At 58.2% G+C, this 12,581-nt stretch carries 8 protein-coding genes; 5 read left to right on the top strand and 3 right to left on the bottom strand.

Going from position 1 to position 12,581, the window contains the following annotated elements; translation table 11 throughout:
* Positions 1 to 83 precede the first annotated feature (83 nt).
* The 5 genes from F3J19_RS25955 (at position 84) to F3J19_RS25935 (ending at position 6,641) form a co-directional block, all read left to right on the top strand.
* Positions 84 to 1,145 (top strand): ABC transporter substrate-binding protein, encoded by a 1,062-nt coding sequence (locus tag F3J19_RS25955; protein WP_167048171.1) that lies wholly within the window; start codon positions 84 to 86, stop codon positions 1,143 to 1,145.
* 35 nt (positions 1,146 to 1,180) lie between these two features.
* Positions 1,181 to 2,242 (top strand): ABC transporter ATP-binding protein, encoded by a 1,062-nt coding sequence (locus F3J19_RS25950; protein ID WP_167048168.1) that lies wholly within the window; start codon positions 1,181 to 1,183, stop codon positions 2,240 to 2,242.
* A gap of 59 nt (positions 2,243 to 2,301) precedes the next feature.
* Positions 2,302 to 4,086, top strand: coding sequence for an ABC transporter permease subunit (locus tag F3J19_RS25945; RefSeq protein ID WP_167048165.1), 1,785 nt, complete (start codon positions 2,302 to 2,304; stop codon positions 4,084 to 4,086).
* Positions 4,087 to 4,145: 59 nt separating this feature from the next.
* Positions 4,146 to 5,678 carry an AMP-binding protein gene (locus tag F3J19_RS25940; protein WP_167048162.1) on the top strand — a complete coding sequence of 511 codons (1,533 nt, stop codon included), beginning with the start codon at positions 4,146 to 4,148 and terminating at the stop codon, positions 5,676 to 5,678.
* 177 nt (positions 5,679 to 5,855) lie between these two features.
* Entirely contained in the window at positions 5,856 to 6,641 is a 786-nt protein-coding gene (locus F3J19_RS25935) for an IclR family transcriptional regulator (RefSeq protein ID WP_345891067.1), read from the top strand.
* A 356-nt stretch (positions 6,642 to 6,997) separates the two neighbouring features.
* On the opposite strand, the gene F3J19_RS25930 is transcribed toward F3J19_RS25935, so the two are convergent.
* Genes F3J19_RS25930 through F3J19_RS25920 form a run of 3 tightly spaced genes read right to left on the bottom strand, consistent with a single transcriptional unit; the run spans position 6,998 to position 12,401 of the window.
* Positions 6,998 to 7,423, bottom strand: a complete 426-nt coding sequence (locus tag F3J19_RS25930) for a hypothetical protein (protein ID WP_167048159.1) — start codon at positions 7,421 to 7,423, stop codon at positions 6,998 to 7,000.
* A 14-nt stretch (positions 7,424 to 7,437) separates the two neighbouring features.
* Complete coding sequence (locus tag F3J19_RS25925; protein WP_167048156.1) at positions 7,438 to 9,861, bottom strand: M23 family metallopeptidase; 2,424 nt, start codon at positions 9,859 to 9,861, stop codon at positions 7,438 to 7,440.
* A gap of 5 nt (positions 9,862 to 9,866) precedes the next feature.
* Complete coding sequence (locus F3J19_RS25920; RefSeq protein ID WP_167048153.1) at positions 9,867 to 12,401, bottom strand: type VI secretion system Vgr family protein; 2,535 nt, start codon at positions 12,399 to 12,401, stop codon at positions 9,867 to 9,869.
* Positions 12,402 to 12,581 lie beyond the last annotated feature (180 nt).

Below are 12,581 nucleotides of genomic sequence, written 5' to 3'. Positions count from 1 at the left end.
TCCGGCGCGGCAGGCAAGCCGCGCTCGCCACCCACCTCACCCAGTACCCAACCGACCCAGCCAGCGAACGGGAGACCTTAGCCATGACGCAGAACTTCAACGAAAAACGGCGCCGGATGTTGCAAGGAGCCGGCGCACTCGCGCTCGCCGGCACGCTGCCCGCGCTGGTGCGCGCCGACGACAAACAGATTGTCGTGTCCGATCCGGGCGGCCCGTACACCACGGCTTACCGCCAGGCGTTCTACGATCCGTTCGAAAAGGCGACGGGCATCAAGGTCGTGAGCGTGGCGCGCGAATCGCAGCCGGTCGCGCAATTCGAAGCGATGGTGAAGACGAACAACTACGTGTGGGACGTGACCACGCTGACGCTGTCCGCCGATATTCCGTACCTCGAAGCAAAAGGTCTGATGGAACCGATCGGCCTGAAGGCCTCGGACTTCCCCGACGTCATGCCCGAGGCGATTACGCCCGACTGGCTCGGCGTCGACGTGTATTCGACCGTGCTCGCGTATCGCGCCGACAAGTTCAAGGACAACGGCCCGAAATCCTGGGCCGACTTCTGGGACGTGAAGAAATTTCCCGGCCGCCGCTGCCTGCGCCGCAGTCCGCTCGACACGCTCGAACAGGCGCTGCTCGCCGACGGCGTGCCGCTCGACAAGCTCTATCCGCTCGACGTCGATCGCGCGTTCAAAAGTCTCGACAAGATCAAGCCGCATATCGCGATCTGGTGGACCTCGGGCGCGCAATCGATGCAGGCGATCCAGAGCGGCGACGTCGACATGATCTCGCTATGGAATGGCCGCGCACAATCCGCGAAGGACGCCGGCGCGCCGGTGACGATCGTCTGGAATCAGGGCCTCTATTCGATCGAGGGCTGGGGCATTCCGAAAGGCACGCCGCACGCGGAAATGGCCAAGCAGTTCGTGCGTTTCTGCGCGGATGCAAAACGCCAGGCCGTGCTCACGCAAACGCTCGCGTACGGTCCGACCAATCGTAAGTCATTCGAATCGATTCCCGCGCAGCGCGCCCCGCTCCTGCCGACCGCGCCCGACAACATCAAGACGATGAAGCTGCCTAGCCCGCAATGGTGGCAGGCCAATCGCCAGAAAGTCACCGAACGCTTCAACTCGTGGATCATTTCCTGACGCATTAAATGACGCACTAAACGCGAGGCATTGGCATGAGCGCAAAACTGGAAGCGATCGGGCTCGCGAAGCGTTACGGCGAAACCGTCGCGCTGGAGCCGACCGATCTCACCGTGCAAACGGGCGAGTTTCTGACGCTGCTGGGGCCGTCGGGCTCCGGCAAGACGACGCTCCTGCAGATGATCTCGGGGCTCGTCGCGCCGAGCGCGGGCCGCATCGAGATCGACGGGCGCGATGTCACGCGCGTCGAGCCAGGCAAGCGCGGCATCGGCATGGTGTTCCAGAGCTATGCGCTGTTTCCGCACATGAGCGTATGGGACAACGTCGCGTACGGCCTGCGCATGCGTAGCAAGTCGCGCGACGCAGTGCGCGAGGCCGTCGACGGTGCGCTCGCGATGGTACGCATGAGCGAGTTCGGCAAACGCTTTCCGAAGGAGCTCTCCGGCGGGCAACAGCAACGCATCGCGCTCGCCCGCTGCTTCGCCTACCGGCCCTCGGTGATTCTGCTCGACGAGCCGCTCGGCGCGCTCGACAAGAAATTGCGCGAGCATATGCAGGCCGAGATCCGTCGTCTGCACAAGGAGTTGGGCGCAACCTTCGTCTATGTCACGCACGACCAGGACGAAGCACTCACGCTCTCGGATCGCATCTGCCTGATGAACAACGCGAAGATCGAACAGATCGGTACGCCCGCGGACCTGTACGACCGGCCCTCGACGCGCTTCGCAGCCGGCTTCATCGGTCATTCGAACCTGCTGGAAGGCGCGCTCGCGCATGACACCGGGGCCAGCGGCGAGCCGATCCTGCTGGCGGCCGGCGCACGCATTCCGTTACCGCGCACGACGCAGGTCGCGGCCGCGGCGCGGCACACGCTGCTGCTGCGTCCCGAGGCACTGGAGCTGGTCGAACCGAGCCGTGGCTTCGTCGATGGCCGCATCGACGACGTGGTGTTCTTCGGCAGCGATACGCATGTGCAACTGTCGCTGCCCGACGGCAGCGAACTGACCGCGCGCTGCGCACGTACGCTGAGCCCGCGCGTGGGCGACACGGTCGGGCTCACGTGGGACCCCTATCGCACGACGCTACTGCACGCCTGATATAGGCCTGATATAGGCCTGATATACGGTCGAGACCTCTTCGCCGCCAAGGACTTTTCATGACTCTCGCTCTACGCGCGAACCGTCCAGCCGACGCTTCGGGCCGCCGCGGCGCATGGCTCGCGGCATCGCTGCGCATTCTGCCGGCGGTGCCGACGCTGCTGTTCCTGCTGGTGTTTTTCATCGTGCCGGCGGGCGAGATCCTGCAAGGCGGGCTCGTATCGAGCGACGGCTCGATCGGCTTCGCCCAGTTCGAGCGCATCGCACGCACGCCGGTCTACGCGAAAGTATTGTGGATCACGTTCGCGATCTCGTTTCTCACCGCCGCGTTTTCGATCGTGCTCGGCTATCCGGTCGCGTATCTGCTGAGCCGCGTGTCGAATCGCATGCGCGAGCGCTGGCTGCTGTGGATCATGCTGCCGTTCTGGACCAGCTATCTCGTCAAGACCTACGCATGGATGCTGCTGCTATCGAAGACGGGCGTGCTCTCGACTCTTGCGCTCGCACTCGGTCTGGTCCGCGAGACCAACGGCACGATTCCGTCGCTGACCGGCGTGCTGATCGGCATGGTGCATTCGATGCTGCCGCTCGCCGTGATGACGATGCTGCCGGTCATGCGCGGCATCGACGATCGTCTCGCACAGGCCGCCGAAACGCTTGGCGCGGAACGCAGCACGAGCTTTTTCACGGTGTTTCTGCCGCTGTCGTCTCCAGGCATCGCGGCGGCGGGACTGCTGGTGTTCATTTCCAGCCTTGGCTTTTTTATCGTGCCCACGTTGCTCGGTTCGCCGCGCGAAACGATGATCGCGCAACTGGTGATCTCTTCGGTACTCGAACTGTTCGACATGCACTTCGCGGGCGCGCTGTCGACAGTACTGCTGATCTGCTCGATCGCGATCTTCCTCGTCTATGACCGGGTGGTTGGCCTGACCTCGCTGACCGGCGAAGTCAGCGAGAAACAACGCGGCTCGCGCGCGCAGGGCCTGCGGCTCGCGGTGCTGATGTCGGCGGGCCGGCTCTTTGCGCCGCTCGTGCGGCGCCGCGGCGGATTGCAGCCGCCCACCGAGGGCGTGCGCGTGTTCAGCCCGCTCGGCCTCTTCACGATGGCGATCCTGATCGTGCTGGTGGTGCCGGTACTCTCCGTGATGCCGTATGCGTTCACGAAGAGCGACTTCATTGCGTTTCCGCCAAAGCTTTTCAGCCTGCGCTGGTTCGGCTCGTTCCTCGGTTCGCCCGTGTGGCAAAGCGCGACGATCCGCTCGTTCGAAGTCGGCTTCGGCACGGCGGTACTCTCGCTCGCGCTTGGTTTCGGCGCGACGCTCGCGATGACGCGCCTGCCGCAACGCGCGACCAAGCCGCTCTTCGCGCTGCTCGTCGCACCGCTGATCGTGCCGCGCATCGTGGTCGCGGTCGGGCTGCTGTATCTGCTGAGCCGCTTCGGCCTGACGGGCACTAATACCGGCCTCATCATCGGTCATACGGTGCTGGCGATTCCCTACGTAGTGGTCACGCTCGCCGCCGGCTTCCAGCGTTTCGACTGGCGGCTCGACGATGCCGCGCGCGTGATGGGCGCCTCGCCATTGCAACGCATTCGCACCGTGCTGCTGCCGCTGCTGATGGCGAGCGTCACGGCGGCGTTTCTGTTCGCCTTCCTCGTGTCGTTCGACGACCTGACCATCGCGATCTTCGTGAGCGGCGGCATCAATACCACGCTGCCCAAGCAGATGTGGGACGACATTCAACTGGCGATCACGCCGACGCTCGCGGCGGTCTCGACCACACTGGTCGTGCTGATCGCGCTGGTGATCGCGGTGTCTTCATGGTTCAAGCGCCGCGCGCGCTGACGGATTCACGCTGACACGTTTATTTCCCGCTGCTTTTCGGCTTTCCAGAACGACAACATATGCATCGCTATCCGAATTATTTTCCGCATCGTTATCCCGACGACGAACTCGATTGCGTGCCGCTGCTCGTGGCCGGTCTCAGCGCCGATCCGCTCCGCACGTTCCTTCAATTCGACGAGCGCGCGATCACTTGCGGCGAGGCGGTCGCGCATATTGCGCAATGGCAGGCATGGTTCGGCGAACAGCGTGTCGTGCAAGGCGACCGCGTGGCCGTGATGCTCGGCAACTCCGCCGAACACATCTATCTGATCTACGCGCTGATGCTAAGCGGCATCGTGTGGGTGCCGGTGAATACGCGGCTGCGCGCGGCTGGCCTCGAATACGTATTGCAACACGCGGAGCCGAAACTCTTCATGATCGACGCCGAGTTCGACGCGCTCAGCGAGAACCTCGATTACGCGGGCGCGCGCCGTGTGCGGCTACCCTCGTTCGACGGCGCGGCCGCGCCGCGCTCGCTTGCGACACCCGCCATCGGCATTCACGATCCGCTCTGCATCATCTATACGTCGGGCACGACGGGCGCGCCCAAAGGCGTTGTCTTCACGCACCGGATGATGCGTATTGCGAGCGAAGCCGTATTGCGCGTGGCCGACGTGCGTGCGAGCGACCGGCTCTTCATGTGGGAGCCGCTGTGCCACATCGGCGGTGCGCAGATGCTGCTCGTGCCGTTCCTGCTGCCGGTGAGCCTGCATGTCGTGGCGCGTTTTTCGGCCTCGCAGTTCTGGCCGCAAGTCGCGCGCGCGGGCGCGACGCAGTTGCATTATCTCGGCGGCATGCTCGATATCCTGATGCAACTGCCGCCAGGCAGCGAGCCCCACGACCACACGCTACGCGTCGCATGGGGCGCGGGCATCGCGGCATCGGCGTGGCAGGCGATCGAACAACGCTTCGGCGTGCGGTTGCGCGAGTGCTACGGCATGACCGAATGCTCGAGCTTCGCGACGCTCAACTCTACCGGCAAGCCCGGTTCGATCGGCCAAGCGCTGCCGTGGTTCGATCTCGAACTGCTCGACGAGCAGGGGCGCGCGGTCGCGCCCGGCAAACCGGGCGAAATCGTGCTGACCAGCAAGGTGGAAGGCGCGCTGCTGCCGATGTATCTGAAGAACGACGAGGCGACACACAGCGCGTTGCGCGACGGCAAGCTGCATACCGGCGACCACGCGCGTCGCGATGCGGACGGCGACCTGTTCTTCATCGGACGACGCACGGACAGCATGCGGGTGCGCGGCGAGAACGTATCGGCATGGGAAATCGAGCGGATTTTCGCGGCGCATCCGGCGGTGCGGGCGAGTGCAGCAATCGGCGTGGCATCGTCCGTCGGCGAACAGGACATTCTGCTGAACGTGCAGTTCAAGGACCACGCGGTGCCATGGGAGTCGCTGCATGCATGGGCCAGCGAACGGCTCGCGAGTTTTCAGTTGCCGCGCTATTACCGCGCGGTCGCGCAGTTCGAGCTGACTGCGAGCGAGCGCATTCGCAAGCACCTGCTGTCGCGCGAGGTGGACGACGCGTGGGACCGTCTGCGGCATTGACGCGTGCGGAGCGGGAGAAAAGCAAACTTATCGCTATCAGATAGCTTGATAGCGGTATGCAATAATGGGAGCGTCATGCAACACCGGTTACCGATCGTGAGTCCTGCCCAGCCCAAACCCGCGCGCAAACGTGCCGCATCCGGCGCCACGTCCGGCACCGCACGTGGCGCCCCAAAAGTGGACGACCCGAGCGAATCGTCACTGTACGTGCAATCCGTCGAAAAGGCGATGAAGGTGCTGACCGCGTTCGACGGCAGCAAGCGACAACTGTCGCTTTCCGAAATCGCCGCGCTAACCGGTTTCGACATGAGCGCGACGCAGCGCTTCACGTTCACGCTCGCGGCGCTTGGCTACCTGCTCAAAGACCCGGACAGCCGCAAATACGAATTGTCGCCGAAACTGGTGGATTTTACGTACCACTATCTGATTTCGAACGAACTGGTGAGCCGCGCGACGCCGTATCTCCAGCAACTCGGCTCGGAGACGGAAGAAGCGACCAACCTGACGGTGCTCGACGACACCGATATCGTGTTCGTGCTGCGCATCGTCAGCCGCAACGTATTCAATGCTCACGTGATTACCGGCTCGCGGCTGCCGGCCTACTGCACGGCGCCCGGTCTCGCGATTCTCGCGACCTTGCAGGACGGCGAGGTCGACGACATCCTCTCGCGCACGAATCTCGTTGCGTTCACGTCGTCCACCGTGTATCAGCCGCGCAAGATCAAGGAGCGTTTGACGCAGATTCGCAAGCAGGGTTATGCGCATACGGAAGACGAGTACTTTGTCGCGGATATCTCCACGGCGGCGGCCGTGACCAACGCGCATGGCCGGGGGATCGGTGCGGTCAATATCGCCGTGGCGCGTTCGCGCTGGCAGGCGGATCGCGACGAGAAGCGATTTGCGGATCTGGTGATTTCGACGGCTTCCGCGATATCGACTCGCCGGCGGGTGGAGCAGGTGTAGGGGGTGGGGGGGGGGTTACGTCGATCGCTGGAAGAACGGTTTTCGGGCCAAAACACCAGCCGCGTCCCAGCCTGATCGACGGCAAATTGAAAGATTATTCGCAGTGAACGAAGACTAAAGAAGAAAGAGAAAAAGTCGTTATTGATCGATATTCGTTCGTGTTTTCCGACATCGCACTCACGTGTCAGCAAACACGAACGCCATCGTGAGTGACATCCCTGCCGGCGAACCGGATCATCGTATGTGCTGCGACGACGGTTCCACTTGCGGTAGTCTCGTTGCCGTTTAGTATCTGAGAGCATTCTGTAGATCACATGCGATAGCGACTCAACGTCTTCTCGCGAATGCAGCTCTTGTCATTTCCAATCGCAGCCGCCCTTGTCAGTCGAAGCATCAGGGTTGAGTCCAAATGCTACCTTTTTACCGCTTTTTTTGTTGGTATAGACCATCGATGGAACCATGGTCCCCTGGCTCACCATCTGATACTCGCCGGTGATCTGTTTCCCATAGATTTCGATCCATGTTGTCGTGGCTTCATCTGGAACATCCTCGCCCATCTTTTTCCCAGTCGATTCTGCAAGTACCAGGGGAATAGACTGTTTTGCATTCTGGTACTCGACGTATCCCCACGACAACTTGCTGGAAGAATCGTAGTACGTTCCCATTTCAAAATTTATCGATTTGGCCCCTCCAGAACTAAAGCAAAACGTGTCGTGACTGATTTCCGCGTGCCCTATGGCAGGCAAAAAAAGAAAAGAAATCACAAAGCATAGACTCTTCATATAGCCCTCTATTTTTAAGGTTTTTGCAATTCAAGGGACGCGGTTATCGTGTGTTGCGTCGAATAGAATTTCGTTTTGATTTTCGGATGAGGTGGGTTGCCGATCATTACAACATGTGGCGGATGTCCAGTCGTTTCCGGAACAGGATTTCCATGCTCATCCAGAACAGGTTCTTTTGCGCTATTACGTCGCCATACGAAAGTCAGAGGAATCGAGTTACCCGGAAATACGTCGTCGAGCAATACCTTTCGCATGTAAAGAATAGCCTGAAGTCTGACATCGTAGCCATTCAGGTTCTCTATGCTTACGTGCCCGTTTACATCCCCGCTGACCACGGCCGCATCATTCTGAGTGACGCCCGCATCCATGTGGCCAAGCATACCAGCGCGATTGGCCACGTAGAAGCAGGAACTGTCTACACAATTATCGCAATTGTGGTCGCCTTCGTTATTTCGCGCAATCAAGGCGTTTGGGTCCCAGCCAATTGCGGAAAATTGAGCCGGCGCATTACCGGTTGGAAATTTTCTGAATTTTCCGTATGCTTCGTAATTTTCCTTAAGCGTCAACTGGATCAGGCCGCGTCCGTAGTACGGGTTATAGTGCTTATGCTCCCCACCAATTTCCTTAACGCTATGAAGATTGCCTGTCTCGGGCACGACGTGAGCAAAGAAATGGGCCAAGCGCTGGCGCGTGGCTGACACACCATATTTTCTGGTTCCCTTGTTGAACGGTAAAACCCATTCATGGGCACGGCTATTCGCAGTACTCCATCTAGTGGTCGTCTGCGCGAACTGCGTTCCCTGCAGGTATAGCCACTTAGGTGGAAAACACCTTGCCATTTCCTCCTGGCTGAGCCAACCGCATCTCCTAAACGTCCTGATGAACTCAAGCGGATGAAAGAACCATAGTTTTTCACTGGAAATTCCGGTTTTATCCCAAAACTGGAATTTCTCGAGAAGCTGCAAAAAATCGTGATAGCCGTCTGGATTAGTCTGCTGCTTACCGTAAAAGCCGTCAGGATCATTCAGTCGTTTATAGCGTTCGGAATTGCCCGTCTTGTCCCATTCGGTGGGCGCTTCACATATGAATCCCCGGAGCTTCGATCTGACATCATCGTGCCCCAAAACATACTGGCACAACCCGTCCTCGTCGACGTACTCTTTGGAATCGAGCGCCACAGGTGCCGCATCAGCCAAAATCTTGTTCAGTTGATCGACGTCACACATGCCGTCATCGCTATACGGCGAAGTTTCTTCACTGATTTTCTGCCAGCCGGTGACGAAAGAGAAATCTGCGTCCGACAACTTGACGATATTGCTCGGATTGATGTCGATGTACCCTTCCCTATCTTGCGAAAACGCAATACGCATCCATGTCGAACCTGCGTACAACTGGTTGGTCAATTGTGCGGTACTGCTCAGCGACTCGGTCGAACTGGTCGTCGACGTGTCGGTAGCAGCAACCGGCGGAGTCGGATCATCGGACAGAATCCGACCGAAACGTAGCTGTTCGTAGCCGTTATTGGGATTGTTATCGTACAACTTGATTGCGCGGTGAATCATTCCGTATTCGAAGGAATTTTCCTCGACGGACTGCGACGTGAGCAGCGTGCGCGTGCCATCTTGAGCAACGCTCCACGTTTTGACGTATCTGTTTCCTCTATGGAAGTAAGCTTCAACGTGCAGAGGTGTGTCATTGGTTCCATCTTGCAACGGTACAAACTTGATCGTGTTCAGAGTGTGAGTCGTTGGATTGGCACCATCGGGCAATTTCTTGAAATTCTGGCCTGCGGGGATAACAAAATAAGTGTGCCCCCAGCAGTCATTTCCTACTGCTGTCGTGGGCTGCGCATTGCCCAGCTTTGTATTTCGGAAATAGTCCTTGAAATCATTCTGCAACATAAATATTTCGAAATGAATATGCCGCTGGCCATGACAAGCGCCTGGTACGCCGAGGACATCTTTCCGGTACACCTTCAATGAGCTATTGCCAGCCGCCCCTTCGTCGGGCGTGGCACTCTGGAGAAAACCGGGCAAGCTTTGGAGAACAGAGGTCGCTCCAGCATCGGCATAGCTGTCCAAGTCTAATAGATGCATATAAAGCGAGTAAAAGGTGATCGACCGTCCATCACCCGTCTCAGTGCGATGCTTCAGAAGTACGAAACCAGTGTTGCTATCAAGCGCACCCGAACCGCCATCGATGGCTTTCTGCGAAATGCGATAGGCAACGACTTCTCCGTCAGCAATCGCACGTACCGGGTCGCCTTTGTTTGCAGGCATCAGATGGATACCCGTATGCCAACGCCGGTCAACCGCAATTGGGTAGACGCCGTGCGCGAGCTCGAATTCATTCACAGCAGTCATCATCGGATCATCATCGTCATCCGGACCGTGCCCGTTGTTGACACCTGTGGGCAGGAAAGGGGGGCTGATAATCATCGTTGTTATCGAGACAGGTTATAGATATTGCTGATCTTCAGATTGCCTTGGGGAAGTGCAGGAAGAGGAGTATCAACGCTCGCGGGGCCCTCGAACGAATGCGAAGCCGCCTTGACCGTGAATTTTCCCGGACAGACAATCTCTACGTTGCCACTTTCAATTGTGATGCTGGCACCACCACTGGTCACCACCACTTTTTTGCTTGCTGCAATTAGCACATCTTGATCCGCGCTCGTTACACGCAATTGCTTCTCCGCGATCAAATCCATCCCGTCGCTTTGCGCCTGTATTTCGACTTTCCCTTGGGCGGCGAAGAGTTTCATGCCCGCATTCTGGACAAACAGACTGATCTTTTCAGCAACACTGGCGATCAGAGACTTCCCGGAAGCAATGTGCGTATTTTGTCCACTTACCAGATTTAGATGCTGATCAGTAGTAATACGCGTGGACTTCTCGGAGGAGATGCCAACACCCGCAGGGCTGCTTAGCAGGATCAATGGCTCTTGAAGTGCACCCGCGCTACCGGTTCCGCCTCCAGCCGTCTTTCCGCCTGACGACTCGCCCGATACGGTGTGCTTTGCGGCTGCCGAGTATTGACGAAGCGAGTCAACCTCTGCTTGCAGATCTTCGGCCTTTCGTTGTTTGGCCGCATCGGAAAGGCCTTTCGTTACGCTTTCGGCTCGTGATAGCTGTTGCTGCGTGCTCGATGTATCAAACGGCTGGCTTCCGGTGGACGTGCTGTGCGTAGTGACATGCAGCCCCTTGTTTGCTCTCAGCGCGCCGTAAGAATCGGTTCTTAGGTCGAAGCCCGATCCCAGATACGAACCCCGGGTGTTACCGCTCTGATTGACCAGATACCCGAGGTGCAACAGGCTGTTGCTCGAACTGCTGAATAGTTTCGCCCGATTCTGTCCCGTTGCATCATCAAGCACCATTTCGTTATAACCGGAGCCTGAGTACTCCTTCGAACGAAAGCCCGACAAAATGCCGTTACCGTGCCACTGCGGCTGAACATTTCCGTTGTAGACGCGGTGCAAGACAACTGGCTTGTCACAATCTCCGCCTACGTAGCCAATCAGTACTTCTTCGCCGATGCGGGGTACGTGGACGCTTCCGTAACCCCCGCCTGTATCGGACTGTGCAACACGGACCCAGCAGGAAGCGCTCGCATCTCCACTGTTCTGGCGATCCCAGATGAACAGGACCTTTACGCGGTTCAGTTCGTCCGTATAGACCTCCTCACCCTGAGGGCCGACAACGATTGCCGTCTCCAAGTGCATCGACGGTTTTTTGTGTTCGAACGGACTGCGATATGGAACGGTTACGCGCTGGGCTTCTACCTCAACAATGTAGAAGCCAGTCGAACCATCCGGATGCGTGACGCTGGCAGCAGCATTGCTGGTGTACTCAGTTTTCGCGAGCGCCAGTTCTTTCTGGAGACAATGGGGAAAAGTTGCTTCGTGTGTCGACGCCGGGAGATTGTTCTCGATATACCGGCGTACGTGGATTGTCGCAAACTCACGCTGGCTCGCCTGATCGCGATCATGCTCGTGGTGATTGCTCAAAACGAAGCGCCGCCCGGCGTCGATTGCTCTTACGCTTCCCGCGGCGAAAAATCGCTTGGCCCGCGATTCCCATTCTTCCAGATGCATCTTCGAAAGATGCTCCCCCCGGTCTTGAGCCTGATACGTATAGGCGCCCGTGTATTCGTATATCTCCGCTTGTTCTGGGAGATCGCCTTGACCAGACATCGTCGGCAGAGTGGTGCCTTTGGGATTCGCAACCGAAGACGGAGCCTTATAGTCGAAAGTACGCGTAGTGTGGACGGTGCTCTGTAGCGTCCGCATGCCAGACCATTGCGTGAACGCATCGGCTTCACTGCCGGTTCCCGATCGCGAGAATGGAATCGGATTTGTTGCCACTTCGTCAAGGGCGTAAATGTTGTCCGTCACAACAAATATATGGGATTTGCCGTCTTCTGTCTGGCGCCAGAAGCCGAACAGACCCTCTTCCTCCATCAGGCGCTGGACAAAGTTCCAGTCGGTTTCGCTCTGACGGCAGTACGAACGCTGGAGCAATGGGTTTTGAATCGAGAACTGGAATTGTCCCTGCGCCTGCGGATGCATGTTGAATACATCGGTAATAATGGCGTCCGCACTCTTGTCCTGCCAGTAACGCATATCACTGCGAAAACGCAGAAAATGCATCCACGATGCATAAGTGACCTGATAGCCACTGTAACTGCCATCGGCGCCAAGTCTGCGCGCAGTGTGGATGTATCCGTTGATGGGGAGATATGATTTGTCCGATTGCTGAATCCACAACGTCATCGGTTTCGCGATGAGCGTCTTGAGCTCGATGTCGCCGGCGGTTGATACCATATCGACCGTTACACTAAAATCGCGACCGATTTCTGAATACGTCACTGCACGACGCGGCACGAGCGCGTTGTCCGGCAGCGTAGGAATATCCGCCTTGATCAGACGATCCTGCTGGACCGGTCCATCACGGATGATCTGGAGCAGATCAGTTGGGTTCATGGATTTGCCTTCCCTGTATGCGCGGGCTGCTGACGTGCTTTCGCAATATGGCTCCCATTATAATTCGACAGCATAATCATCCGATTTTAGATCTTGCGATACGATCGCCTCAATCGCGATATATCCAGTGAATTTATGCGAATCGCATCTGCATGAAACAGAAATACATCGGTGACGAAA

It is taken from the genome of Burkholderia sp. Ax-1724 (assembly GCF_011752995.1).
In the GTDB taxonomy this organism is placed as follows: Bacteria; Pseudomonadota; Gammaproteobacteria; order Burkholderiales; family Burkholderiaceae; genus Paraburkholderia.
The sequence above is the reverse complement of the archived record's forward strand: the minus strand, read 5'-3'. Positions and strand labels throughout refer to the sequence as shown.

Coding starts and splice junctions, on each gene's coding strand:
- F3J19_RS25955 (WP_167048171.1), top strand. CDS start 84: ATGACGCAGAACTTCAACGAAAAACGGCGCCGGATGTTGCAAGGAGCC.
- F3J19_RS25950 (WP_167048168.1), top strand. CDS start 1,181: ATGAGCGCAAAACTGGAAGCGATCGGGCTCGCGAAGCGTTACGGCGAA.
- F3J19_RS25945 (WP_167048165.1), top strand. CDS start 2,302: ATGACTCTCGCTCTACGCGCGAACCGTCCAGCCGACGCTTCGGGCCGC.
- F3J19_RS25940 (WP_167048162.1), top strand. CDS start 4,146: ATGCATCGCTATCCGAATTATTTTCCGCATCGTTATCCCGACGACGAA.
- F3J19_RS25930 (WP_167048159.1), bottom strand. CDS start 7,423: ATGAAGAGTCTATGCTTTGTGATTTCTTTTCTTTTTTTGCCTGCCATA.
- F3J19_RS25925 (WP_167048156.1), bottom strand. CDS start 9,861: ATGATTATCAGCCCCCCTTTCCTGCCCACAGGTGTCAACAACGGGCAC.
- F3J19_RS25920 (WP_167048153.1), bottom strand. CDS start 12,401: ATGAACCCAACTGATCTGCTCCAGATCATCCGTGATGGACCGGTCCAG.